Origin of the sequence: Ochrobactrum sp. P6BSIII (assembly GCF_014138065.1) — a bacterium.
In the GTDB taxonomy this organism is placed as follows: Bacteria; Pseudomonadota; Alphaproteobacteria; order Rhizobiales; family Rhizobiaceae; genus Brucella.
In genome coordinates this window covers 23271-47744 of sequence record NZ_JACGXB010000009.1, presented here as the reverse complement: position 1 = coordinate 47744, position 24474 = coordinate 23271, and the positions used below count along the sequence as shown (strand labels likewise).

Genomic DNA, 24474 nt, shown 5'->3' with positions numbered 1-24474 from the left:
CTCCTAAACTAAACCTGTCCCTGGTTTTGATCCGGCGCCAGATCCGGCGTTCGGCTGCGGCGCTTGAACAGCCCGGAAAACAGGGCGCGGACCGTTGCCAGCGTGCTGGTCACCCGCCCGGCATAGATGGCCGGGGCCTGACTGACGACAGCGAGCGCGGGCTTGCGACCAAAAGATGCCAGCGTCTGCACCAGCGCATTGGTTGCGCTGGAATCGCGCCGGTCATCGCTGACCACAAGAAGCGCTGTATCCGTAGCGCGCGACATCAGAACCGACCGCTTGTCTTCCTTGAAGGGCGGTAAATCCACCAGGATGATCTTGTGATCGGCGCGCAGCTGCGCAATGAGCCCGCTCAGCCAATCGCCTTCCAGCGCTGGCCGATGCGGTCTGATAATATCGATACCGGAGCCATGGTCGTGGATCAGTGCGGCGCCGCTCAGCTTTTTGGCTGTAGCGGGTGGCTGCAAATCGTCGATGGGCAGACCGAAAGCCGCACAAAGGCCTGACTGGCCGTTGGTCGCATCGATCACCGCAATCGATACACCGCTCGCAGCAAACTGTTGGGCGAGCGCGGTGATCACAAGGCTTTTGCTATCGGCATCGGATAGCGAAATCACCGACAAAGCAAGTGAATCGCGCCCCCGCGTCAGAACCCGCAAACGATCATGCACAGACTTGATTGCACGACCAAAAGCGCTCGCCGGGTCCAGTCCGCCATTGATCAACAGCGGTACGGTCAGGCGTGGCGTGTTGGGCAGCAAGGTGGCTGCCGGAATGCCCGGCAAGGCCAGCGATGAGGTCTGGGCCGGTCTGATCCGGTCGAAAGTTTCCTTCAGCATCGTACCGGCAACGGCGAAAAGCCCACCCAGACCGATGCCCAGCAACAGCCAGTTCATCAGTTTCGGGCTTGCCTTGGCCATGGCCGGTTCAGCGCTGGAAATAAGCTGCGCTTCCGCCGAGGCGATACCATCCTGCTCAATCAGCTGCTTGTATCGCGTCAGATAACTTTCATAGACAACGCGGCTGGCATTGGCTTCGCGGTCGAGCTGCGCCGCTGTCACCTGCGCCTGATTGGCGCTGGCAAGGTCAGCTTCTGCGGCCTTCAGCGCCTGTTCAAGACTGATCCGCCTTTGCCGGGCGATCTGGATTTCATTGCCGAGGCTTTGCACGATCTGGTCAACCTGTCCGACAATCTGCTGCCGCAGTGCGTCGCGCTCTGCCGTCAAAACGGGTATCTCGGCGCTTTTCACGGCGCCGTTCGTCTGCAATTCACCAAGCTGGCGCTCAACACGCGCCTCTTCATTGCGCAATTGCTGGATCGCCGGAGATGCCAGAACTTCGGCCAAGGCCGGTGCATCGCTGCTTCCTTTCAGCGCCTGTGCGGTCTGCAATCGAGCCTCTGCTGAAGACACAGCCCCGGTTGCCGCGACAATCTCCGTATTCAAAGCCGCAACGCGCTGCGCCTGAAACGTCATCTGCCCCTGATCGCCCGCCAGACCGGATTTCTGCCGGAAATCTTCCGCAGCCCGTTCGGCTGTTTCGAGATCGTTGCGCAATGTGACGAGCTTTTCACCCAACCATTCGCTGACGCGCTTGGCCGCCGATTGCTGAACATCCACCTGATGGTCCAGATAAGCGTTCGCAAACGCATTGGCGACCTTCGCCGCATAGACCGGATCCGATGCCCTATACGAAATGAAAATCGTATAAGAGCGACCGTCGTTGGTAACCTGCAACCGCGAAAGCAGAAGATCGATCTGATCGCGCTCACGCGCAGCGGCGTCGCTGTTCGGCGTGGCCGCAGGCGGCACCGTGACGCCATCCGCCTGCAGAATATCGATCACCTTGCGCGCCATCATTCGCGAATTGATGATATCCAGCTCTGAACGCAGAACCGGGCTATCCTGCGGCAGCGGCGTAATGGCGCTTTCGCTTGGAAGTGCCTGCAAGCGCCGCATATCCAGAACAACCACCGCCTCCGAAACATAGGAGACGGGGGCATTCATGTAGCCGAGGCAACCAACCCCTATACCCACCAGAACGGGCACGGTCAGCATCAGTTTTCTGCGTTTAACAGTATCCAGAAGGTCGGCAACCGGCTGCCGCGCGCTTCCTGACGAAACGTCGGAGATAATCACAACAGTGCTCCTTCACGGGAAGATCAGCTAGGACTTAACGTTGCTTACAGTTCGGAAAATGAGGTTTCCGAAGGGAACAGCTCGTTAATGATGCAGGCGACTTCCGTGCGGTTCGTGACCTTGAGCTTCTTCATGATATTCCGAATATGCACTTTCACAGTGCTTTCGCGGAGCTTCAGCTCATATGCGATGATCTTGTTGGCCTTGCCGCGGCGCAATGCATTGACGACCTCGGCCTGGCGCTGCGTGAACATGCCGCCCAATGGCTGAATGCGCTGCGCACCTGTTTCGGTCGCATGGCGAAGCGCCAGAACACTGCTCGCTGGCACGAAGGTTCCGCCCGCCATGGCGAGACGCAGCGCTTCGATGCAGACATTGAGATTGACCGACGTCGGGATATAGCCCTTCACGCCATGCTCAAGCGCGCGGACGACCTGCGATATTTCTTCCTTGTCGGCGAGAATGATCACCGGCGCAGGCGCGCATTCGGTGACAAGAGACTTGAGATAATTGCCGACCGCCGGGTCGGATACTTTCTGTCCGCCCACATTGAAAAGCACTGCCGATGCGGTCCGGCTGCGACGCTGATGTTGCCATTGTTCGAATGAACTGAAAGTTGCAATGGCCATATCGGCGCAATTATTGGTCAGTCCATGCGCCAGACACTCGCGATCCAATGCGCGGCTGTCTATAATGACAACCAGCGACTGTTCCCGCTCCTTGGAATAGTCGCGCTGATCAGTAACGCGGCTCGCATACATGTTGCGAGAGTTGAGGCTCTCTTCCTTATCCTTGAACTGTGCAGAAATATTCATTTTAACGCCCTCTGAATTTTTCAAGAACGCAATCCTTCTCCATGTCTAACCTTCATTAAACATGTGGATTACATCGTGTTCTATTTTATGATTGTATTCAGTCGCCCTAAGTTCTTTTATATATCTTATTTTCCTAAATTATTGCCGAACTCCCCCGGGCTGTCATTAACCTAGATTAACGGGCGAATAGAAATATGGTTTAGAGTGTATCCGCTATTCTACCCAATTAGTGGTAGAAAATGCCCCCTTGCCAAATCATTGCCCCTCACGGAAGCTTGTCATCCAATATGACGCGATTTCGTGCAGGATGAGCCGGGCAATCATCCTGATATCCAAACCATGCACCGGGTAACGCCGATGGGGCTGAATAACGAAGACAACACGCTGCTCAATCTTCTCAAGAATCCACCCATCGATGCGACCTTCGAGGCAAATGACCTTAATGTTCTGCGATCGATGCCGGTTTCGACCAGACACTATTCACCGCATACAATCATATCCAGACAAGGTGACTGGACGAATTCGGTGCTCATCATCAATAGCGGGTGGTGCTGCATCTATCGTGATCTGCCCAACGGCGACAGGCAGATTCTCGATTTTCCGATGAAGGGCGACCTTCTGGGTTTCCGCACGGGATTGGGCTTCAACTATTACACGCTGTTTTCCATCACCGATATTTCGGTACTGGAAATCAACCTCGATACGCTGGTTGAAAACATGCTGAAATCGGCGCGACTGGCTATGGCCTTCATGGAGATGACAGCGCGCCAGCGCACCATCCTGCTGGAACACCTGATCAGTCTGGGAAGGCGCGCCTCGGTCTCGCGTGTTGCGCATCTTCTTCTTGAACTCGGCTATCGTGCCCGGGCCAATGGCACTGGCGACGAGAACGGCTTCTATTGCCCCATCACCCAAAGCGAACTGGCCGACGCGCTCGGACTGACGCCTATCCACACCAATCGAATGCTGAGGGAACTGCGCGAGGACAATCTGCTGACATTCCGTAACAACGAGGTGAAGTTCCTGAACCGGACGGCGCTCATGCAGATTTGCAGCTTCGATGAAAGCTATCTGGCGGCCAATATCTTCGCGAGCATTCACAAGTCCAACCGCTGAGTAGCCTCGCCCGTCCGCCTTGCCACCCCATTCCCACCAATATCGGTTCTGTTTATCAAATCTTATCCGGATGGCTGCCATTACTGCAGCATTACAAAGCACTCTTTAGGCAAATGCCTGCGCAATCAGACGAGGAACAACGCATGAGCGGCGCGGAAAGCGAAGAACTCATTCACGTGCTCTATATCACGGCCATCGTTGCCGAAGCGATGACCGCAGCGCTGGCTGCGGGACGTCGGGAGATGGACTGGATTGGTGTTTTCCTGCTTGGCTGCGTTACCGCGCTTGGCGGCGGATCGGTGCGCGATGTTCTGCTCAATCACCATCCACTGTCATGGGTGCAGCATCCAAGCTATCTGGTGATCACAGGTTTTGCGGCTTTGGCCACCATCCTCGTCGCGCGCTATATGCATCGCCTGCGGCAGATGTTTCTTTTTCTTGATGCCATCGGTCTGGTGGTGTTCACGGTGATTGGCTGCGGCGTAGCCCTGAGCATGAACATGCCGATCATCATCGTGATTGCAGCGGGCATGATCACCGGTTGCGTCGGCGGTGTTCTGCGCGATGTGCTGTGCAATGATGTGCCACTGCTGTTCCGTTCGGAACTCTACGCAACCGTATCGGTCGTTACCGGCGGCATCTATCTCGGCGGTCTTTATCTGAATGTCCCGCAAGGCCCTGCCGCCTTCGTGGCGATGGCGGCAGGGCTCGTTCTGCGACTTCTGGCGCTGCGCTTCAATTGGAGCATGCCCAAATTCGTCTATACGAAAGATCTGCACTAACCTTGTTAGCGCGGATCATCGCTCCTTTTTCTGACTGCGCGCGCGCAGCCAGAAAATGACGAAGAAACCCAGCACGAAAACAACTGCGAAGATCGCTGCTGCCACATGCGAGCGCGCGCCCAGCGCCAGCATGATGCTTGGCACGAAATAAGCGAGCACACCGAAACCGATCAGGATGACGGCGGCGGCGATGGCCGGATGGCTTTTCTGCGGTTCAGCCAAGATTGCGGAACTCCTCAAACCTTTTTATCTGCTGGCCGTCACTATCAAAGTTTTCCGGTGCAAGCCATGCCTGATAGGCTTTCTTGAGCGCAGGCCATTCGCTGTCGATGATCGAATACCATGCCGTGTCGCGGTTCTTGCCCTTGGCCACCATCTGCTGGCGGAAAATTCCCTCGAAGGTGAAACCGAAACGCTCCGCTGCGCGCTTGGAAGGCGCATTGTCGTTGTTGCACTTCCATTCATAGCGACGATAGCCAAGCTCGTCGAAGATATATTGCATGAACAGAAACTGTGCTTCCGTCGCCGCCGGCTTGCGCGAAATCAGCGGCCCCCAATAGATATTGCCAATCTCGATCACACCATGGACCGGGTCGATGCGCATCAGGGTCTGGCGGCCAGCCACCTTGCCGCTGGCCTTGTCAATGACAGCATAAAACAGCGGATCTTCGCTTTTCGAAACCTTCTCCAGCCAAGGCTCGAACTCGGCGCGGGTCGCGGGCGGAAACTCGAACAACCACGTGAAACGCTGGTCGGCATCAGTCACCGATGACGCCGCAAAAAGCTCGTCGCCATGCTTTTGCGGATCAAGCGGCTCCAGGCGCACATAGCGGCCTTCCAGCACTTTTCGTTCCGGCCTTGGACGTGGGGTCCAGTTCTGCAAATCACTCATGTCATTATCCCCGAAGGGCCTCCCATTTCGGGAACGACAGGAGCATAAAAGCCGGGCCGCGCAAACCAGATTATTGTAGCCGTTTCATTTTTCTCGAATGGCGGCTCGATCAACCGAGACGGCCTTGACCAGCGCAATCACCCGGTCGCCTGTTTGCAAGCCAAAATCATCCACCGAGCGGCGTGTCAGGCGCGCACCCAGATGTCGCCCCTGAAAATCAAGAGAGACATGCGCATTGGGGCCCTCACCCGCCTCGATGTCCGTAATCGTGACCGGCAGCACATTGCGAATGCTGATGGCATCCGGCGCTGCACGGGCCAGAGAAACATCCCGCGCCCGCACCCGCAGCCGCACATGCATGCCCTGCTTCAGACCCGTATCCGTCAACTGGAACGACGCACCGCCAAGGTCGATCTCGGCCAGCTTATAGTTTTCGTCATAAGACGCGACCGTGCCTTCCAGAAGCACGCCGCTACCCTCGCCACCCATGGCAGGATCTGCCCCGATGCGCGGAAATATTTCTGCTGCCTCACCACTTGCCGTCACCTTGCCGCCCGAAAGCAGCACGATTTCATCAGCAAGCCGTGCCACTTCGTCTATCTCGTGGCTGACATAAACAATCGGCACATGGCTTTCGTCACGCAGCCGTTCGATAAAGGGCAATATTTCCTGTCGGCGCGCATGATCGAGCGAGGAAAGCGGCTCATCGAGCAGCAGCAGCGCCGGATCGGATAAAAGCGCCCGACCAATGGCGACACGCTGGCGCTCGCCGCCCGAAAGCGTCGGTGGACGCCGGTCGAGAAGCGGTTCGATGCCGAGAAGCTTCACCACCTCATCGAAATTACGCGTGGCCTGCCGGTGACCTGCCCAGCGCGCATAGGTCAGGTTGCGCTTGACGCTCATATGCGGAAACAAACGGGCTTCCTGAAACACATAGCCGATGCGTCGTTTCTCGGGCGGCAGGTTGATGCCCTTATCCGCGTCGAACAGCGCAAAATCACCGACGGCAATACGTCCGTTTTCGGGGCGTAGCGTTCCGGCAATCATCTTCAAAAGCGTAGTCTTGCCCGCGCCCGAATGACCGAACAGAGCAGTTACACCACCGCCCGCTGCAAAATCGGCTTCGACGGCGAATTTGCCATTGCGGCCCTTGATGGAAACAACCAATCCGCTCATTTGACGTCTCCGGCAAGCCTGCGCTGCAACCATTCGGACAGCACGACGGCTATGATGGAAATCGCGGCCGAAATGGCAATCAGTCGGAATGCTTCGGCATCGCCTGATGGCGTTTGCATCAAAGCATAAATCGCAAGCGAGAGGGTTTGCGTCTCGCCGGGAATATTGGAAACAAAGGTGATGGTTGCGCCGAATTCACCGAGCGCCTTGGCAAAGCCAAGCACAGCCCCCGCCAGAACACCGGGCAAGAGTGGCGGCAAGATCACCGTGAAAAAGGCTACCAGCCTGCTGGCTCCCAATGTGCGCGCCGCTTCTTCAAGCCCGCGATCCAGCCCTTCAATCGACAAGCGGATCGGACGGACGAGCAGCGGAAACGCCATGACACCGGCGGCAAGGGCAGCACCGGTCCACCGAAAGGAAAAGGACAGGCCGAACCATTCCTGCAAGGGTGCGCCGAATGCGCCTCTTGCACCGAACAGGATCAACAGCAGATAGCCTGTGACCACCGGCGGCAAAACCAGCGGCATGGTCACAAGCGCCTGCGCCAGAGACTTGCCCGGAAAATCAAACCGGGCAAGAATCCATGCGACAAGGAAGGCTACTGGCAGAGCGACGATGATGGCAATTCCGGCAACCCGGAGTGACAGCAGGACAATCGGCCAGACGCCGGCTTCCATCATCACTTACCTGCCTCCGCAGCGCCGACAAAGCCCTTATCCTTGATGATCGCCTGACCGGCATCGCTTTCAAGGAAAGCAAGGAAGGCCTTGGCGGCATCGCTTTCATTCTTCTCAATTAGAGCCGCCGGATATAGGATCGGCGCGTGGCTGGTTGCCGGGAAGCGATAGGCTTCGACCAGATCCGGCGCGGCAGCGCGGTCAGATGCATAGACGATGGCGGCCTTCACTTCGCCGCGGCTGACATATTGCAGGGCAACGCGCACATTTTCAGCGAATACGCCGTTCTTCTCGACGTCTTTCCAGATATCGAGCTTCTCCAGCGCCGCCTTGCCGTATTTACCGGCAGGTACGTTGGACGGATCGCCCATGGAGAAACGGTCAGCGCTCAACAGTTCCTTGGCATCGGCCTTCGGCGTATCCTTCTGCGTGGCGATAACCAGCGCATTACCCGCGATCACCTTGCGCGATGCCTTGTCGATGGCATTGGCCTTCTCGACATAATCCATCCAGTCCAGATCGGCGGAAATGAAAATCTGGGCCGGTGCACCCTGTTCGATCTGCTTGGCCAGTACCGACGAGGACGCAAAGGAAGCGACAACTTCCGTGCCATCCTTGGCCTTGATCTGCTTGGCAGCTTCTTCAATCACATCCTTCATGCTCGCAGCGGCAAATACCGTGACCTTTTCGGCGGCATGCGCGACCGAAGCGGCACCAGCGGCAACTGTGATAAGAAATGCGGCTATAAGTTTTTTCATGACTACCCTCCATATTGCCCGTTTGAACGGACAAACACCATCATCCGCCGGAACGAACCGGCGCGCTTTTTTGCGATGATGGGTATGATGGAGGCAAACGCGACCCGGATGCCGTCAGACCCTTGATGCACGGGCGTCCATGCAAAAGCCGCCCAAAATTCCGTAACGAATTCAGATCGTTCCAGAATCGAAGCCACCATAATGCGGTGCAACTTATTTTGCTAGTCCCGGAAGCCTATCAACTGCCGATATGCTTGTGCTGACCACGGGCTTTGGCAAGCCCGATCTGCTTCTGGCGCTCGGCAAAACGGGCACGGTCTTCCGGCGTGCGCTCATCATAGCAGCCAGCGCAGGAAATACCTTCCTCGAAGAACTTCGAGAGCTTGTCTTCCGGCGTAATCGGGCGACGGCAGGCGCGGCAAAGCTCCACATCGCTTTCGGTGAGGCCATGACCAACGGCAACGCGCTCGTCAAAGACGAAGCACTCGCCATTCCACATGCTTTTTTCCTGTGGGACTTCTTCGAGATATTTGAGAATTCCACCCTTGAGATGGAAGACATCGTCAAAGCCGAGGCCTTTCACAAAGGCCGTCGCCTTTTCGCAGCGGATACCGCCGGTGCAGAACATGGCGATCTTCTTGCCTTCCAGCTTGTCGCGGTTCTGCTCGACCCAATCCGGAAATTCGCGGAAGGTCTTGGTTTGCGGATCGAGAGCACCCTCAAAAGTACCGATGGCATATTCATAATCGTTGCGCGTATCGACAACGACCGTGTTTTCGTCGGCAATCAGGGCGTTCCAGTCCTGCGCGGCGACATAGGTGCCAACACTTTTCAGCGGGTCGATACCATCGACACCCATGGTAACGATTTCTCGCTTCAGCCGCACCTTCATGCGATTGAATGGCATTTCGCTTGCATGGGAATATTTCAGCTCCGGCTGGCTGAGGCCCGGAATGGCAGTGATATGCTGGACAAGCTTTTCAATCGCTGCTGGCGAACCGGCAACCGTACCGTTGATGCCTTCGGCAGCCAAAAGCAGCGTTCCCTTGATGCCATTGCCACAGCAAAGCTGGGCCAGCGGCTCACGCAGGCTTTCATATTGCGGCAGAGGCGCAAAGCAATAGAGGGCGGCGACAGTGAAAGGCAAATTGCTCATCGGTTGTGTCTTCTTTGAAAATCTACCCCGCAACTAATCCCCTGACACGGCGAATTCAAGACTACTTTATCCTCTGGGCCTCGGATGCAGCGAAAATCACCTCGAAGACCACCATCCAAGAGGAGAAATGCATGTTCGACAGACAAACCATCGATGCGATGACCGCCATGGCAAAACAGGGCCAAATCGAGCCAGCTGCCCTGCTGGCAGTTGCGGAAGTGGAAAGCGGCGGTCGCGCGCTCTACGATGTGGATGGACACAAGGAACCGGCAATCCGCTTTGAAGGGCACTATTTCGACCGCAGGCTTTCCGGGCGCATTCGCGATTATGCCCGCAAAGACGGCCTGTCGGCACCAGAAGCAGGCAAGATCGCCAATCCGAAATCGCAAGGCGACCGCTGGCTGCTGCTGGAGCGCGCCATGGGACTCGACAAGAAGGCCGCACTGGAATCCACCTCATGGGGATTGGGCCAGGTCATGGGAGCGCATTGGGAATGGCTCGGCTTTGCTTCAGTCGATGCGCTGGTGGCAGAGGCACGCGTGTCGGTTGCCGGTCAGGTACGGCTAATGTTGCGCTTCATCGAAAAGGCGGGCCTAGCAGATGCCATGCGCACCTGCGACTGGCGCGGCTTTGCAAAGCGCTATAATGGCCCCTCCTTCGCCCGCAACAATTACGATACGCGCATGGCCGCCGCTTATGCCCGCTGGAGCAAACAGATCGGCACACTCAAGACTGCGGCCTGAAAACAAGCTTGTCCCGGCTGTGGACAAGTTCGCCTCATCCATTTAAATCGATTTATCACATTCCGTGCATGTCCATTTTTTCGGAATCGTTGCACATTCCGCAAAATACGCCGAGATACTCAAACAGCCGAGCGAGCCGATGCCTCAGAAAACCGATCTTCTCGTCCCCGTCATGACAGGCCAGCCGGTGATCCCGGTTCTGCTGATCGACAAGGTTGAACATGCCGTGCCGCTGGCGCGCGCATTGGCCAAGGGCGGCCTGCCCGCCATTGAGATCACCTTACGCACGGCTGCGGCCCTCGACGCCATTCGCGCTGTGGCGGATGAAGTGCCGGAAGCCATCGTCGGTGCGGGCACCATCCTCAATGCCAAGCAGTATGAACAGGCAGCAAAGGCCGGTTCGCGCTTTATCGTCAGCCCCGGCGCGACCAAGCAGATTGTCGACGCTGCCGATGACAGCCCCGTCCCGCTTTTGCCGGCCGCCATCACACCGAGCGAAATGCTGGCGCTTCGCGAGGAAGGCTATACGCATCTGAAGTTCTTCCCGGCTGAACAGGCAGGCGGTGCGCCTTTCCTGAAGGCGCTCTCCTCTCCACTGGCCGGAACCTTCTTCTGCCCCACCGGCGGCATCAGCCTTGCCAATGCGAAAACCTATCTCTCGCTGCCAAACGTTGTTTGTGTCGGTGGTTCGTGGGTTGCTCCGAAGGAACTGGTGGAAGCGGGCGAATGGGATGCCATCACCAAGCTTGCAAGCGATGCCGCCAGCCTGAAAGGCTGAGACCCCCAAGCTTACCAATAAAAAAGGGGCCTCGCGGCCCCTTTTTCTTTGCTATCGTTGCAGCAATCAATTGGTTGCGGTAAATTTTGCGACCGTCAGGAAGGTCACAGCATTGCCGCTGAACTTGTTGGCGCGATCGCTTGGCAGATCGCCCTGCTGGAAGCCAGCCGTATAGACCATTGCTGGTGCAGTGCGCATCGCATCGTTGCGCAGCACCGGATTGGTGACCGGGGCCTTCTGCGCCATGGATTCCGACGACATCGCCATTTCCGCATTATGCACGGCTGCCGGTTGCACCACGACATGCGGCTTTGCAGCCGAGGCCTTGGCAACACGACGGGCACCCTTGGCAGTGGTGCGAACGCCGGTATCGACAGCCTTGCCAACTGCGACCGGCTGCTTGGCACGGGCTACAGCAGGTTCAACCGGCGCTGCGACTGGTGCCAGAGAGGCGGTCTGAACCGGAGCCGGTTTCATCTGTACTTTGGCAACAGGCTCGGAATCATAGTCGTCGCTCGGCGGTGCAATCAGTTCGCCAATCTCATCCTTCCTGGACAGCATGGCGAGCTGGGTATTCGGCTCGGCGGCGCGCGGTGCCTGCTTCGGCAGCGGCAAAGCGCCCGCTTCACCAGGATTGGTCGGCGACGAACCTGCACCAGCGACGGCCACAGCGTCGTTCTCATGCGTGTTGACCAGCGCAGCTATCGCATCCTGACCGGAAGCGGCAGGCTGTTCACCCGGGCGTTCCGGACGCTGCGACGGGATGACCGAGGCAACAAGCTGCGCCTGTGCATCATCACCTTCAAGCTGTGGACGTGCTGACGGGATCGGCACGAAACCGTTCATAAGCGGCGAAGCATCGGCCACCTGCGCGGCGTCGGGATCGGCAGCGGCAAGGGCCACGGCATCCTGCGGCGCCATTTCAGGCTTGCGCGCCGGGATCGGCACATTCATCGCCACAACAGCAGCGCCCTGATCGGCAACATTGCCGGTCTGCGCCTGGGATTCGAGCGATTGCGGGTTCAAACCAGTTTCAGGACGCGGAGCCTGCATCGGAACCGGCGCTTCACGCGGCGGCAATGCAGCGACCATCGTCTCACGTGGCTGCGTCGGAGCTTCCTCTTCCGGTGCAGCGGCTGGAGCCTGCTTGGCCGGAGCGGTCGCACGCGCCGGGCGCGCTGTCGCCGGAGTAGCGACATCACCATTATCTTCTTCTTCGTCGGCACCACCGCCAAAGAGCGCGCCAAACAGCGTCTTGCTCTTGCGCGTCGACGTGGAATTGCTGGCCACCATGATGTCGCCACCACCGCCAGCCTTGCGCTTTTCGATCATGGCCAGAGCCTGTTCATAACCCGGCAACGGCTTACCGTCTGCCGGAAGGTGAGCGGTCTTGCCATCCGGGAACAATGCCAGCAATTCGCGACGGCTCATGCGCGGCCAGGAGCGGACATTGCCGACATCCATGTGCACGAAAGGCGAGCCGGAGCGCGGATAATAGCCGACGCCGCCGATCTGGTAGCGCATGCCGATGCCGCGCAGCTTGGCCAGATTGACGCCAGGAATGTAATAGTCCATCGCGCGGCCCAGCATATGCTGGCTCTTCTTGGCGACGCCGCGCGTGCTGGAACGCAGCATGGCGTTGGTCGCCGGAGAGCGATAGGCCGATACAACATTGATATATTCGCGCGAGCCGGTGGACTGATAGACCTGCCAGACCAGATCGAACAGGCGCGGGTCCATCTTGGTCGGCTCATTGCGACGCCAGTCGCGCAGGAAGACATTGAGACGCTTCAGCCCTTCGGGCACATAGCGACCATTCTTCTTGAAGACGATTTCCGCCTTTTCGCCGGTATGGACGTAATAAAGCTTGAGGGAGCGGGTTTCAGCCGAAGCCTGCGTTGGGGTACCCACGAGGGCAATTGCCGCCGCAACAAGGGAAAACGAGAGAGACAGACGCGCCTTCGCACCAATCCGGGCTTTTTGCCAGACATTCGCGAAATGCGCTTTCATGGTCGATATGCTGTTCATCGAATCGTATCGCCTTAAAGTTTTGTCCGCCCCCAGAGGCTACAAGTCCGAAACTCGCGGCAACTGTCAGTCACAACAGTTGCAAATCGTCTCGTCCACAGCTCTCTTTCCAAGTGACCTTTTCTGAGCGCCGCACGAAATCCGCTTCGTTCCGCCATAGATCCAATTGTCGGATTTAATGGTTAATGGACGCTTAGTGAACAACAAATGCGGAAACACCATGGCAAAAAAGACACAGGAGCGCATCTATTTTCGCTATGGTAAAAAAACTATTAACAGTCTTTAATTGGCAACAGTCGACCTAACCTCTAAAGAAAGAGGATTAGAGCTTTATAAAATTCAATAAGTTAAGCTGGTTTTATTATCCTGCGGTGCGCCTGAAAGGGGTGTTATCCCCATCATGACCGTCATCGAATCCCCTGCCGGAGATGGAGGTCACATCAATGCCATATTCCTTCAGCTTCCGGTAAAGCGTGGTCCTTCCGATGCCCAAACGACGTGCGACTTCGCTGATTTGCCCATCGTAATGCGCCAGAGCGAAGCGGATCATCTCTTCTTCGGCAGCAGCAAGCGTGCGCACTTCGCCCTCCGCATTCACGCCACTGATGACGCCGGGCGTCACCTTGCCGGATGCAACGCCGACCGGCATCGCCGTCCTCGGGCCGGTGTAGGATGCGCCCGTCCAGCTGTCTGTATTGCTCACCAGCTCGCCGAAATCCGCCATGGTCAGCTCGCGTGTTTCGCAGAGCAGGACAGCACGGAAAACCGCATTCTTCAGCTCGCGCACATTGCCCGGCCAGTCATAGGTCTTCAGCCGCTCCAACACATGCGGCGCAACGCCGGTGATATGGCCGCGCCGCTCCTCGCTGGCAAAACGCATCGTGAAGTGATGCAGCAGGACCGCAATGTCTTCCTGCCGGTTGCGCAAGGCCGGAACCGGCAGCGTGAACGAACCCAGCAATTGACCTAGCCCGGGGTGAAACCGCCCCATATGGACAAGATCGTTGAGGGGCTGCGTCGTGGAAGCCATGACGCGCGCATTGAATGGGTATTGAATACCCGCTGCTTCGAATTGTCCCGTCTGCATCGCCGAATAGAGCCGCATCTGGGCATGACGCGGCAGGAAGCCGACTTCATCCAGATAGAGCGTGCCGCCATCGGCGCTCACCAGTTTGCCGAAAACGCCCTCCGGCCCCGCAAGCGCAGGCCCCGGCACACGCGCAGTTTCCGACGCACCGAACAGGATTTGATCCACATTGTCCGATGTCAGTGTTCGGCAATCAACCGTAGTGAATGTTTCACGCCATCTCGCACCGCCGCTGCAAATGGCGCGGGCCAGAGTTTCCTTGCCACTGCCCGGTTCTCCATCAAGAAGAAGTGGCGCATCCAGCGCGGCAGCGCGCCTCGCAGCGACCATCGCCCGGTCCATATCCGGACTTCTGGCAATGATATCGGAGAGTGGGAAATGCGTCCGCAGCGAGCGGTTGCGGCGCACCTCATGGGCGAGCGCATCGAGCTTGAGCACATTGGAAATGGAAAGCTGAACGCGCTCAGGCACGACAGGCGTGGTCACGAAATCGACTGCGCCGAGTTTGATGGCCTGCAAGGCCCTGTTAAGCCCATCATTTTGAACAAGCACGATCACCGGAATGGTCACGCCTGCATCGCGCATCTTGGCGAGAACACTCAGCCCATCCATATCCGGCATGGCCATGTCGAGCAGGATGAGCGCAATATCCTTGCGCTGCGTCGCGAAGCTGAGCGCGCCGCTGCCCCCGTCGGTCAGGATGGTGCGATAACCCATGCGCTGGACCATCGCCTCAATGTTGCGTCGGTGAATCGGATCGTCATCCGCTATGAGAATGCGCGTGCCCATTAAAAGCTTTAATCAACCTGTGGAGTTCCCGCGCCCGAACACATTAAACAGTTTAAAAATAGAACAAAGTTTTATGCTCCAGGCGCGCTATTTGGAGCCAGAGCACTAACAATTGCAAGACCTTAAAACAGTATCTGACGCTACATTCACAAAATTTTCGGCTAAAAAACACTCAATGCTTGAAGCGCCCAAAAAGTAATCGCGGAAGTTACTGGCAATTTATTGGTTGCTTACATAACACCGGTTGCACCACTTGATTGTGCCTCTTGGCGATCCCGGCAAGACATGCGAGAAGAAGGCCAACAGGAGAATGCTTATGACCCGCTTTTCAGACTCTGCTTCGTTCAACGCAGTTCTTCACGCGCCTGTTTTGGCCCCGTCTGGCGATAGCGCCGCTGCCGAAAAGACAGCCCTCGGCAAGCTGCCGGAATGGAACCTTGCCGATCTTTATCCCGCGCCCGACAGCCCACAACTCAAGGCCGATATCGAAAAGGCCATGAAGGATTCAGGCTCGTTTGAAGAGCGCTGGAAGGGCAAGCTCGGCGCGGAAGCAGCGAAAGCTGACGGCGGCAATTTTGCCGATGCGATCAAGCAGTTTGAGGCGCTGGACGAGTTGCTGGGGCGCATCGCCTCCTATGCCGGGCTCTATTATTACGGCGATACGACCGATCCGAAGCGCATGAAGCTTTTTGGCGATGTGCAGCAGAAGCTGACCGACGCCAGCACGCATCTCATCTTTTTCAGCCTCGAACTGAACCGCATCGAGGATGCAATTCTCGACAAGGCCATGGATGCCAATGCGTCAATCGGACATTACCGTCCGTGGCTGACCGATCTGCGCAAGGACAAGCCCTATCAGCTGGACGACAAGCTGGAACAGCTTTTCCACGAAAAGTCGATCACCGGCTTCGGCGCATGGAACCGCCTGTTCGACGAGACCATGTCGGGCCTGCGTTTCGAGGTCGACGGTCAGGAACTGGCCATCGAGCCGACGCTGAACATGCTGCAGGACGCTGACGGCGCGGTCCGCAAAAAGGCCTCGGAAGCGCTGGCCAAGACATTTGGTGCCAATCTGCGCATTTTCACGCTGATCACCAACACGCTGGCCAAGGACAAGGAAATCTCCGACCGCTGGCGCGGCTTTCAGGATATTGCCGACAGCCGCCACCTCGCAAACCGCGTTGAACGCGAAGTTGTGGATGCGCTGGCCAAGGCGGTCGAAGACGCCTATCCGCGCCTTTCGCATCGCTATTATGCGCTGAAGGCCAAGTGGCTCGGCCTCGACAAACTGGAAAACTGGGATCGCAACGCACCGCTGCCGGAAACCCCGCAGGCCCTGATTTCATGGGATGAAGCGCGCGATACCGTGCTTTCAGCCTATGGCAATTTTGCGCCGGAAATGGCCGCGATTGCCAAGGATTTCTTCGACAAGAACTGGATCGATGCGCCGGTGCGGCCCGGCAAGGCTCCGGGCGCCTTCGCGCATCCGACCGTCCCTTCCGCGCATCCTTACGTGTTGCTCAACTATATGGGCAAGCCGCGCGATGTGATGACGCTTGCCCATGAGCTTGGCCATGGCGTGCATCAGGTTCTCGCTGGCGGTCAGGGCGCGCTGATGGCGTCGACCCCGCTGACGCTGGCCGAAACCGCCTCGGTCTTCGGCGAAATGCTGACCTTCCGCTCGCTGCTGGAGCGGACGAAGGACAAGCGCGAACGTAAGGCCATGCTGGCCCAGAAGGCCGAAGACATGATCAATACGGTCGTGCGTCAGATCGCCTTCTATCAGTTCGAGCGTCGTGTCCACACCGAGCGCCGCGAAGGCGAATTGACGTCAGAGCGCATCGGCGAAATCTGGATGGACGTGCAGCGCGAAAGCCTCGGCGACGCGGTGCACCTCAATCCGGGCTATGAGACCTTCTGGACCTATATTCCGCACTTCATCCATTCGCCATTCTATGTCTATGCCTATGCTTTCGGCGATTGCCTGGTGAACTCGCTCTATGCCGTCTATCAGAATTCCGAAAAGGGCTTTCAGCAGAAATATTTCGACATGCTGAAAGCGGGCGGCACCAAGCACCACACGGAACTGCTGGCACCGTTCGGCCTCGATGCAACGGACCCGAACTTCTGGAGCAAGGGCTTGTCGGTGATCGAAGGCATCATTGACGAACTCGAAGCCATGGAAGACTGAGGCAAAAGTGACCCGAACGGGTAACAAACCGCTGATCCTGTTTCGGGACGACAAGGCGGGCCGCGACGTGCTTTTCGCGGCTCCCTCGACCATCATCCGCGCCGATGAGCCGGGTGAATTCGATGATGCATGGGAAGCGATGCAGCGCGCCCATGCGGACGGGAAATGGCTGGCGGGCTATCTTTCCTACGAGGCAGGCTATCTTCTTGAGCCGAAGCTGAAGCCCCTTCTGCCGGATGGACGCAAAGTGCCCCTCCTGTGCTTCGGCGTTTTCGACGGGCCGTCTGACGATGACTTGCATCATCGCGGCAATGATAATGCGACCTATCTGCGCGATCCTGTCGCCGAATGGACGCCTGACGATTATGAAACGCGCTTCCAGCGCCTGCATCAGCACTTGCGTGAGGGCGATTGCTATCAGGGCAATCTGACCTTTCCGGTTCATGCGGAATGGGGCGGCGATCCGCTGGTGCTGTTCAACGCGCTCGCCGCACGCCAGCCGGTCCGCTACGCGACCTATTGCGATCTCGCCGGCCCGACGGTCCTGTCGCGTTCACCGGAGCTATTCTTCGAGGTGGATGCGGACGGGTGGATCGAAACCCACCCTATGAAAGGCACCATGCCGCGCGGGGCAACGCCCGAAGAAGACGAAGCGAACCGCACCTTTCTGATGAACGATCCCAAAAACCAGGCGGAAAACCGCATGATCGTCGATCTGCTGCGCAACGACATTTCGCTCATCAGCGAAGTCGGCTCGCTCGACGTGCCTGAGCTTTTCCGGGTTGAATCTTACCCGACGGTACACCAAATGATTAGTCGGGTACGAGCAAGGCTGAAAAGCGATATTCCCCTGCGGTCGCTATTTGCAGCCCTTTTCCCCTGCGGTTCGATTACCGGCGCACCGAAAATCCGCGCCATGGAAATCCTGCGCAAGCTGGAACCCAACCCACGTGACATTTACTGCGGTTCGCTCGGCTGGATTGAGCCAAGCGGACGAATGCGCTTCAATGTCGCCATCCGCACGATCTCGCTTCTCGACGAAAATCGTGCAATCTTCAATGTCGGGGGCGGCGTGGTTTTCGATTCCACGGCGCAAGCGGAGTATGAGGAATGCCTTCTGAAAGCACGGTTCGCGACGGGGCAAAAACCGTCAGTGCGGAGCCAGAGTATCAACTGATCGAAACCATGCGATGGGAGCCTCTGTCTGGGGTTCTGCGTCTGCAATTGCATCTGGCACGACTGGAACAGTCCGCACGCGCGCTTGGTTTCTCCTGCAATATGGACGCCATCCGCCAGCAGATTGAAGAGGCAGGCTCCGGCGACCGCGCCCTGAAACTGCGCCTCACGCTGGCGCCTGACGGCGTTGCCAATGTTGTGGCCTACAATTATGAGCCGCTGCCGCAGCAAACGACGTGGCGCATAGCGATTGCGCGCACCCGCCTCGATCACAATGATCCGCTGCTTCGTTACAAGACGACGCGCCGTCAGGCCTATATCGCCGCCCGCGAGGAATATTCTTCTGCGGAAGTGGACGAAGTTATCCTGCTGAATGACCGCGACGAGGTCTGCGAAGGCACCATCACGTCGATTTTCCTCGATATTGGCGGCACGACCTGTGTGACGCCTGCTCTTTCCTGCGGGCTTCTGGACGGCGTTCTGCGCCGCGAGCTTCTGAAGAATGGCGTGGTCTCGGAAGGGACGGTTTCTGTCGGCGATCTCAAAAATGCGCGCAACATTCTTGTCGGAAATTCGCTGCGCGGCATGATCCGCGCCAAGCTGATTGAAGGCTAAATTCCTAAAATGCGTTAAACACGTCTGCATGTCATAGGGGTGTGACGTTTCTTTCTTTGTATGAAGTTGTGTTATCGTTGCGGTTTCAAACATGCCGACGAACGGTAACGGACCGAAACGCCGCAAATTTAAGCGGCTCACACAGAGGAAGAAAATGGCGAAAGCGAAATGGCAAGTCTATAGCGAGATCACCGGCCCCGTAATCATGATCGGCTTTGGGTCGATCGGGCGCGGTACCCTGCCGCTGATAGAACGTCATTTCAAATTCGACAAATCGCGGATGGTCGTGATCGACCCGAGCGAGAAGAACCGCAAGATCCTCGATGACAAGGGCATTCGCTTCGTCAAGCAGGCGATCACCAAGGATAATTACGCGGAAGTGCTGGACCCGTTCCTGAAAGGTGCGGAAGGACAGGCATTTGTCGTCAATCTGTCGGTCGATACCGGATCAGTCGATCTGATGCATTATAGCCGCAAGAACGGCGCGCTTTATATCGACACTGTTGTTGAGCCATGGCTTGGCTTCTATTTCGACGCCAAGGTGGATAATGCCGCGCGCACCAATTATGCGCTGCGCGAAACCCTGCTGGCAGAAAAGCGCAAGCACCCCGGCGGCCCGACCGCCGTCGCATGCTGCGGAGCCAATCCGGGCATGGTGTCGTGGTTCGTCAAGAAAGCGCTTGTCGATCTGGCGACGGAACTCAAGCTCGACTTCACCGAACCGGCGGCTGACGACCGCAACGGTTGGGCCAAGCTGATGAAAAAGGCTGGCGTGAAGGGTGTGCACGTCGCCGAGCGCGACACGCAACGCGCCAAGGAACCAAAGCCGTTCAACACGTTCTGGAATACATGGTCCGTGGAAGGCTTCATTTCCGAAGGCTTGCAGCCTGCCGAACTCGGCTGGGGCAGCCACGAAAAGTGGAAGCCGAAAAATGCACGCAAGCAGAAGAAGGGCTCGAAGGCTGCGATTTTCCTTGAGCAGCCCGGTGGCAATACGCGCATCCGCACCTGGTGCCCGACGCTTGGCGCGCAATACGGCCTGCTGGTCACCCACAATGAAGCGATTTCGATCTCCGATTACTTCACGGTGCGGGACAAGAAGGGCAAGCTCGATTACCGTCCCACCTGCCATTATGCCTATCATCCAAGCAATGACGCCATTCTCTCGCTGGACGAAATGTTCGGCGCGAGCGGCAAAGCTCAACCTGTCCAGCATGTGCTTGAAGAAGCCGAAATCCTTGATGGTTCGGACGAGCTGGGCGTTCTGCTCTATGGTCACGACAAGAATGCCTACTGGTACGGCTCGCAGCTGACTGTCGCGGAAGCACGCAAGCTCGCGCCCTATCAGAATGCAACGGGTCTGCAGGTTTCCTCCGCCGTTCTCGCCGGCATGGTCTGGGCGCTGGAAAACCCGAACAGCGGCATCGTGGAAACCGACGAGATCGACTATCGCCGCTGCCTCGAAGTCCAGATGCAATATCTCGGGCCCGTCAAAGGCTATTACACCGACTGGACGCCGCTTGAAGGTCGCGGACATCTGTTCGAGGAAGACCTCGACACCAAAGACCCATGGCAGTTCCGCAACGTTCTGGTGCGTTGATGAAACAGAGCAAGGCCCGGCATCGACCGGGCCTTCGCATCTAAGCCGTCCGAATGAAATCGATGTGATTTTCCCAGAATGTCCGGTCAGTTAAAGCGCATAGCGGCAGACCGCTTTCCCGATCTCGTGGCTTTGCTCAGCGGGCTGCTGATCCTGCCGTGGATTCTGGGTGTGCCCGGCCACCCAAGCCAGCCTGTGCAGATTGGATGGACGATTGGCCTTGTTTCTATGGTCGTCTATCTGGCCATCTATCAGGCGGCGAAGTCCCTCGCCTCTTATGGAGCCATCAAGAACAATCCAACACGCAGCGCCTTAATCAGCCGCGCGACCAAATGGTCGGCAAGCCTGCTTATCTTGATGATGCTTATATCTTTTGGGCTAATATTCATGGTGTAACGCCGCCAATCACGGTGATCTGCGCGACGATTTTGCATCATTACCAATAAATTAACAGATCCGGCGGCCAATCCTCACATTGGGGACTTGTTTTCGTGTAAATTTCGATTCATCACAAGTCATTATCCCCATTGGAGAGAGAATGGACATGAAAAGCTTCCGCATCGTTGCCCCACTTGCCGTCATGTCGCTTGTGCTGGCGGCTTGCGAAACGACCGGACCGGTCGGCGGCAATGTCCCAACTGTCTCCCGCGCACCAAGCGGTATCGAAGGCAGCTGGGTCGATCCGAACGGCATCGTATCGTCGTTCAACGGCGGCATTTTCGAAACCCGCACCACCGACACCAACGAACGGCTGGCAGAAGGCAACTACCGCTATCAGTCGCCGCAGCTCGTTGAAATCGATATGCGCTCAATCGTGCGCGGCACTTCTTCCAAGGTCAATTGCGCTCTGGTTTCGCAAAACCAGCTGAACTGCACCTCTTCGGCAGGCTCGCGATTCTCGCTGAACCGCCGCGCAACCAGCTAAAAAGCGACATTAGAGCGGTTCCGGTTAAAACAGAATCGTGGAACCGCTCTATCTATTTGTTTTGACGCATTATCCTACGCATCGAAGCGGGATCAGAAATCAGTCCAGTGGACTGATTTCCCCGCGTAGGCGCTACGCACTTTTGCTGGAAATGCTCTAACATCCATTCAAGTTCAAGCGGCGCGGGCTATGCTCGCGCCGCTTGAATTTTTTGTTGTCTGTAATTGTCAGGATTGCAATTTGTCGTTTTTTCTGGCCTTTGCTTCCTACGCATTTCCCGCGTAAAACCGTTTCACACTTTTGCTGGAAATGCTCTATTTTCCAGCGGGATAGGAGTCGGCTCATGAGCAAGATTGACACAGTGCACCAGAACCCAAATCAGTCCGCGCAAGCGAAACTGCCCAAAGTCGGGGTTCTGCTGGTCAATCTGGGAACGCCGGACGGCACGAGTTACGCCCCGATGCGGCGCTATCTTGCCGAGTTTCTGTCTGACCGCCGCGTGATCGAGTGGTCGCGCCTGTTCTGGTATCCGATTCTCTACGGCATCGTGCTCAACACGCGCCCCAAGCGTTCGGGCAAGCTTTACGACCGTATCTGGAACCATGAAAAGAATGAATCGCCCCTGCGCACCTATACGCGCGCACAGGGTGAAAAGTTGGCAACCGCACTCGCAGACATTCCCAACGTGGTCGTGGACTGGGCTATGCGCTATGGCCAACCGTCCATCGAAAGCGTGACTGACCGCCTGCTGCAACAGGGCTGCGAGCGCATAGTCGTGTTCCCGCTCTACCCGCAATATTCGGCCACCACGACCGCGACGGTGAATGACAAGTTTTTCGAAGGGCTGATGAAAAAGCGTTTCATGCCTGCAAGCCGCACCATTCCGTCTTACGAGACGGAGCCGGTCTATATCGAAGCGCTGGCACGCTCCATTGAAAGCCATCTCGCAACGCTTTCCTTCAAGCCGGAAGTGATTCTGGCCTCCTATCACGGCATTCCGAAGAGCTATTCCGACAAGGGTGATCCCTATCGTGAACAGTGCCTGGAAACCTCGCGCCTTTTGCGCATCCGGCTCGGCATGGACGAAAACCAATTCCGCTCCACCTTCCAGTCGCGCTTCGGACCAGAGGAATGGCTCCAGCCCTACACGGACGAGACTGTGGAAAATCTGGCGAAACAGGGCGTCAAATCCGTCGCGGTGCTCAATCCGGGGTTTGTCGTCGACTGCCTGGAAACGGTTGACGAGATCGGCAATGAAGCCGCCCATCTTTTCCACGAAAACGGCGGCGAGAATTTCAGCCACATCCCTTGCCTCAACGACAGTGAAGAAGGCATGAAGGTCATCGAAACGATGGTACGGCGCGAATTGCTGGGATGGGTGTAATATATGGGAATAGGGGAATAAGGCAGTAAGGGAACAGGTTTTCATACTCCCTTATTCCCCTACTCACCTATTCCCCTAACGGATGAGGGTTAGACAATGACAGGTTTCGACATCACGCTGCTTATACTGGCTGCGCTGGTTCTGGCGACACTCTTTGCGGGCATCAAGACGGTGCCGCAGGGTTTCAACTATACGGTGGAACGTTTCGGCCGCTATACGCGTACGCTCAATCCGGGCTTGAATCTGATCGTCCCGTTCTTCGACCGCATCGGCGCGCGGCTCAATATGATGGAGCAGGTGCTGGATGTCCCGACGCAGGAAGTCATCACCCGCGACAACGCCATTGTCGGTGTCGACGGTGTTGCCTTCTATCAGGTGCTGAACGCCGCGCAGGCTGCCTATCAGGTTGCCAACCTGCAATATGCGATCCTCAACCTCACCATGACCAATATCCGCACGGTCATGGGTTCGATGGATCTTGATGAATTGCTCTCCAACCGCGATGCGATCAATGATCGCCTGCTGCGTGTGGTTGACGAAGCAGCCCACCCGTGGGGCATCAAAATGACCCGCGTAGAGATCAAGGACATCAATCCGCCGGCAGATATCGTCACCTCGATGGCCCGCCAGATGAAGGCGGAACGCGACAAGCGCGCACAGGTTCTGGAAGCCGAAGGCGACCGCAATGCGCAAATTCTGCGCGCAGAGGGCCAGAAGCAGTCGCAGATTCTCGAAGCCGAGGGCAAGCTGGAAGCAGCAAAGCGTGAAGCAGAAGCCCGCGAGCGTCTGGCCGAGGCCGAAGCAAAGGCAACGACACTGGTGTCGGATGCCGTTTCCAACGGCAATGTGCAGGCGCTCAATTACTTCGTGGCGCAGAAATACACCGAAGCGCTTAGCAATATTGCCAGCGCCAAGAACCAGAAGGTCGTGCTGATGCCCCTGGAGGCAAGCTCGCTTATCGGTTCGCTCGGCGGTATTGGCGCCATCGCGCGGGAAGTGTTCGGCGACGGCAACAAGCCTGTCGATCCGACACCGCCATCGCCGGGCCTGTCGCGTCCGCGTAGCGTTCCCCCAACCAACCGAAGCTAAAGCAAGGACGGAGCGCCATGATTATCGAACTTCTTTCCGGACTTGGCATCTATAGCTGGCTGGTTCTTGGACTGGTCCTGCTCATTCTGGAAATTCTGGCGCCCGGCATTTTCTTCATCTGGTTCGGCCTTGCAGCACTGGTGACCGGAGGCATTGCTTTCCTCCTGTCATCGACCACCGGCTTCGGCTGGCAGTTCCAACTGGTTATCTTTCTGGTTCTGGCCGTCGTTTTTGCACTGGCGGGCCGCCGTTTCTTCGGCTCGAAGAGTGACAATCAGGACGAGCCTCTGCTCAACCGGCGCGGTGAACAGCTGGTTGGCCAGCGCACGACATTGACCGAGCCTATTATCAATGGGCGCGGGCGCATTCGCATCAACGATACGACATGGCGTGTGAAAGGACCGGACCTGCCCGCAGGAACAGAAGTTCGTGTCGTGGCCTTCGATCCGGTTTCGCTGGAGATAGAAGTGGCGGTTTAGGGGAATAGGGTGCACGGCATCCGTTTCAAGTAAACTGAAACATACTCCCTTACTGCCTTATTCCCCTACTCCCTTAATTT

At 57.2% G+C, this 24474-nt stretch carries 23 protein-coding genes; 13 read left to right on the top strand and 10 right to left on the bottom strand.

Translation table 11 applies throughout. The annotated features are described in order from the left end of the window. Positions 1–8: 8 nt before the first annotated feature. Both FHW00_RS13965 and FHW00_RS13960 read right to left on the bottom strand, forming a co-directional pair. A complete protein-coding gene (locus FHW00_RS13965) occupies positions 9–2138 on the bottom strand; it encodes an exopolysaccharide transport family protein (protein ID WP_078339217.1) in 2130 nt (709 codons plus the stop codon). 44 nt (positions 2139–2182) lie between these two features. Further along, the gene (locus FHW00_RS13960; RefSeq protein ID WP_078339218.1) at positions 2183–2953 is read right to left on the bottom strand and encodes a response regulator transcription factor; all 771 of its coding nucleotides are present in this window, start codon (positions 2951–2953) and stop codon (positions 2183–2185) included. Positions 2954–3310: 357 nt separating this feature from the next. Here FHW00_RS13960 and FHW00_RS13955 point away from each other — a divergent pair, with 357 nt between their 5' ends. Beyond that, positions 3311–4069: a Crp/Fnr family transcriptional regulator gene (locus tag FHW00_RS13955; RefSeq protein WP_078339256.1), complete on the top strand. Its 759-nt coding sequence runs from the start codon at positions 3311–3313 to the stop codon at positions 4067–4069. 143 nt (positions 4070–4212) lie between these two features. Then, entirely contained in the window at positions 4213–4851 is a 639-nt protein-coding gene (locus FHW00_RS13950) for a trimeric intracellular cation channel family protein (protein ID WP_078339219.1), read from the top strand. Positions 4852–4866: 15 nt separating this feature from the next. Here FHW00_RS13950 and FHW00_RS13945 read toward each other — a convergent pair whose 3' ends face one another. The 6 genes from FHW00_RS13945 to trhO all read right to left on the bottom strand — a co-directional run bounded on the left by FHW00_RS13945 (position 4867) and on the right by trhO (position 9510). Further along, a complete protein-coding gene (locus FHW00_RS13945; protein WP_078339220.1) occupies positions 4867–5073 on the bottom strand; it encodes a hypothetical protein in 207 nt (68 codons plus the stop codon). Further along, on the bottom strand, positions 5066–5743 hold the full coding sequence (locus FHW00_RS13940; protein ID WP_078339221.1) for a GNAT family N-acetyltransferase: 678 nt from the start codon (positions 5741–5743) through the stop codon (positions 5066–5068). Before FHW00_RS13940 ends, FHW00_RS13945 begins: the two co-directional genes overlap by 8 nt. 84 nt (positions 5744–5827) lie before the next feature. Then, on the bottom strand, positions 5828–6919 hold the full coding sequence (gene modC / locus FHW00_RS13935; RefSeq protein WP_078339222.1) for a molybdenum ABC transporter ATP-binding protein: 1092 nt from the start codon (positions 6917–6919) through the stop codon (positions 5828–5830). Continuing rightward, a complete protein-coding gene (gene modB / locus FHW00_RS13930) occupies positions 6916–7599 on the bottom strand; it encodes a molybdate ABC transporter permease subunit (protein ID WP_078339223.1) in 684 nt (227 codons plus the stop codon). The genes modC and modB overlap by 4 nt, the downstream gene beginning before the upstream one ends. Beyond that, a complete protein-coding gene (gene modA, locus FHW00_RS13925) occupies positions 7599–8354 on the bottom strand; it encodes a molybdate ABC transporter substrate-binding protein (protein ID WP_078339224.1) in 756 nt (251 codons plus the stop codon). Before modA ends, modB begins: the two co-directional genes overlap by 1 nt. A gap of 238 nt (positions 8355–8592) precedes the next feature. Beyond that, positions 8593–9510, bottom strand: a complete 918-nt coding sequence (trhO, locus tag FHW00_RS13920) for an oxygen-dependent tRNA uridine(34) hydroxylase TrhO (RefSeq protein ID WP_078339225.1) — start codon at positions 9508–9510, stop codon at positions 8593–8595. A 131-nt stretch (positions 9511–9641) separates the two neighbouring features. Between trhO and FHW00_RS13915 the strand changes: the two genes are divergently transcribed. Beyond that, complete coding sequence (locus FHW00_RS13915; protein ID WP_078339226.1) at positions 9642–10253, top strand: N-acetylmuramidase family protein; 612 nt, start codon at positions 9642–9644, stop codon at positions 10251–10253. 139 nt (positions 10254–10392) lie between these two features. Further along, complete coding sequence (locus FHW00_RS13910) at positions 10393–11031, top strand: 2-dehydro-3-deoxy-phosphogluconate aldolase (RefSeq protein ID WP_078339227.1); 639 nt, start codon at positions 10393–10395, stop codon at positions 11029–11031. Positions 11032–11097: 66 nt separating this feature from the next. Here the strand turns inward: FHW00_RS13910 and FHW00_RS13905 are convergent, their stop codons facing one another. Together FHW00_RS13905 and FHW00_RS13900 are read right to left on the bottom strand one after the other, a co-directional pair. Then, positions 11098–13041, bottom strand: a complete 1944-nt coding sequence (locus FHW00_RS13905) for a DUF882 domain-containing protein (RefSeq protein WP_078339257.1) — start codon at positions 13039–13041, stop codon at positions 11098–11100. 379 nt (positions 13042–13420) lie between these two features. Further along, positions 13421–14935, bottom strand: coding sequence for a sigma-54-dependent transcriptional regulator (locus tag FHW00_RS13900; protein ID WP_078339228.1), 1515 nt, complete (start codon positions 14933–14935; stop codon positions 13421–13423). 316 nt (positions 14936–15251) lie between these two features. Between FHW00_RS13900 and FHW00_RS13895 the strand changes: the two genes are divergently transcribed. The 9 genes from FHW00_RS13895 to FHW00_RS13855 all read left to right on the top strand — a co-directional run bounded on the left by FHW00_RS13895 (position 15252) and on the right by FHW00_RS13855 (position 24394). Further along, positions 15252–17126: a M3 family oligoendopeptidase gene (locus tag FHW00_RS13895; RefSeq protein ID WP_078339229.1), complete on the top strand. Its 1875-nt coding sequence runs from the start codon at positions 15252–15254 to the stop codon at positions 17124–17126. A 7-nt stretch (positions 17127–17133) separates the two neighbouring features. Next, positions 17134–18303: an aminodeoxychorismate synthase component I gene (locus FHW00_RS13890; protein WP_078339230.1), complete on the top strand. Its 1170-nt coding sequence runs from the start codon at positions 17134–17136 to the stop codon at positions 18301–18303. Next, positions 18237–18917 carry an aminotransferase class IV family protein gene (locus FHW00_RS13885; RefSeq protein ID WP_078339258.1) on the top strand — a complete coding sequence of 227 codons (681 nt, stop codon included), beginning with the start codon at positions 18237–18239 and terminating at the stop codon, positions 18915–18917. Before FHW00_RS13890 ends, FHW00_RS13885 begins: the two co-directional genes overlap by 67 nt. Before the next feature lie 154 nt (positions 18918–19071). Next, positions 19072–20517 carry a homospermidine synthase gene (locus FHW00_RS13880; RefSeq protein WP_078339231.1) on the top strand — a complete coding sequence of 482 codons (1446 nt, stop codon included), beginning with the start codon at positions 19072–19074 and terminating at the stop codon, positions 20515–20517. A gap of 78 nt (positions 20518–20595) precedes the next feature. Continuing rightward, positions 20596–20913, top strand: coding sequence for a hypothetical protein (locus FHW00_RS13875; protein ID WP_078339232.1), 318 nt, complete (start codon positions 20596–20598; stop codon positions 20911–20913). A gap of 148 nt (positions 20914–21061) precedes the next feature. After that, complete coding sequence (gene omp10 / locus FHW00_RS13870; RefSeq protein WP_078339259.1) at positions 21062–21442, top strand: outer membrane lipoprotein Omp10; 381 nt, start codon at positions 21062–21064, stop codon at positions 21440–21442. A 343-nt stretch (positions 21443–21785) separates the two neighbouring features. Continuing rightward, positions 21786–22826 carry a ferrochelatase gene (gene hemH / locus FHW00_RS13865; protein WP_078339233.1) on the top strand — a complete coding sequence of 347 codons (1041 nt, stop codon included), beginning with the start codon at positions 21786–21788 and terminating at the stop codon, positions 22824–22826. Between the two features lie 96 nt (positions 22827–22922). Further along, positions 22923–23915: an SPFH domain-containing protein gene (locus FHW00_RS13860; RefSeq protein ID WP_078339234.1), complete on the top strand. Its 993-nt coding sequence runs from the start codon at positions 22923–22925 to the stop codon at positions 23913–23915. A gap of 17 nt (positions 23916–23932) precedes the next feature. Then, a complete protein-coding gene (locus tag FHW00_RS13855) occupies positions 23933–24394 on the top strand; it encodes an NfeD family protein (protein ID WP_078339235.1) in 462 nt (153 codons plus the stop codon). The last annotated feature ends 80 nt before the right edge of the window (positions 24395–24474 follow it).

Bases quoted from the DNA above. Each gene is read 5' to 3' on its own strand.
- FHW00_RS13960 (WP_078339218.1), bottom strand. From the start codon at position 2,953: ATGAATATTTCTGCACAGTTCAAGGATAAGGAAGAGAGCCTCAACTCT.
- FHW00_RS13955 (WP_078339256.1), top strand. From the start codon at position 3,311: ATGGGGCTGAATAACGAAGACAACACGCTGCTCAATCTTCTCAAGAAT.
- FHW00_RS13950 (WP_078339219.1), top strand. From the start codon at position 4,213: ATGAGCGGCGCGGAAAGCGAAGAACTCATTCACGTGCTCTATATCACG.
- FHW00_RS13940 (WP_078339221.1), bottom strand. From the start codon at position 5,743: ATGAGTGATTTGCAGAACTGGACCCCACGTCCAAGGCCGGAACGAAAA.
- modC (WP_078339222.1), bottom strand. From the start codon at position 6,919: ATGAGCGGATTGGTTGTTTCCATCAAGGGCCGCAATGGCAAATTCGCC.
- modB (WP_078339223.1), bottom strand. From the start codon at position 7,599: ATGATGGAAGCCGGCGTCTGGCCGATTGTCCTGCTGTCACTCCGGGTT.
- modA (WP_078339224.1), bottom strand. From the start codon at position 8,354: ATGAAAAAACTTATAGCCGCATTTCTTATCACAGTTGCCGCTGGTGCC.
- trhO (WP_078339225.1), bottom strand. From the start codon at position 9,510: ATGAGCAATTTGCCTTTCACTGTCGCCGCCCTCTATTGCTTTGCGCCT.
- FHW00_RS13915 (WP_078339226.1), top strand. From the start codon at position 9,642: ATGTTCGACAGACAAACCATCGATGCGATGACCGCCATGGCAAAACAG.
- FHW00_RS13910 (WP_078339227.1), top strand. From the start codon at position 10,393: ATGCCTCAGAAAACCGATCTTCTCGTCCCCGTCATGACAGGCCAGCCG.
- FHW00_RS13905 (WP_078339257.1), bottom strand. From the start codon at position 13,041: ATGAAAGCGCATTTCGCGAATGTCTGGCAAAAAGCCCGGATTGGTGCG.
- FHW00_RS13900 (WP_078339228.1), bottom strand. From the start codon at position 14,935: ATGGGCACGCGCATTCTCATAGCGGATGACGATCCGATTCACCGACGC.
- FHW00_RS13895 (WP_078339229.1), top strand. From the start codon at position 15,252: ATGACCCGCTTTTCAGACTCTGCTTCGTTCAACGCAGTTCTTCACGCG.
- FHW00_RS13885 (WP_078339258.1), top strand. From the start codon at position 18,237: ATGCCTTCTGAAAGCACGGTTCGCGACGGGGCAAAAACCGTCAGTGCG.
- FHW00_RS13880 (WP_078339231.1), top strand. From the start codon at position 19,072: ATGGCGAAAGCGAAATGGCAAGTCTATAGCGAGATCACCGGCCCCGTA.
- FHW00_RS13875 (WP_078339232.1), top strand. From the start codon at position 20,596: ATGTCCGGTCAGTTAAAGCGCATAGCGGCAGACCGCTTTCCCGATCTC.
- omp10 (WP_078339259.1), top strand. From the start codon at position 21,062: ATGAAAAGCTTCCGCATCGTTGCCCCACTTGCCGTCATGTCGCTTGTG.
- hemH (WP_078339233.1), top strand. From the start codon at position 21,786: ATGAGCAAGATTGACACAGTGCACCAGAACCCAAATCAGTCCGCGCAA.
- FHW00_RS13860 (WP_078339234.1), top strand. From the start codon at position 22,923: ATGACAGGTTTCGACATCACGCTGCTTATACTGGCTGCGCTGGTTCTG.
- FHW00_RS13855 (WP_078339235.1), top strand. From the start codon at position 23,933: ATGATTATCGAACTTCTTTCCGGACTTGGCATCTATAGCTGGCTGGTT.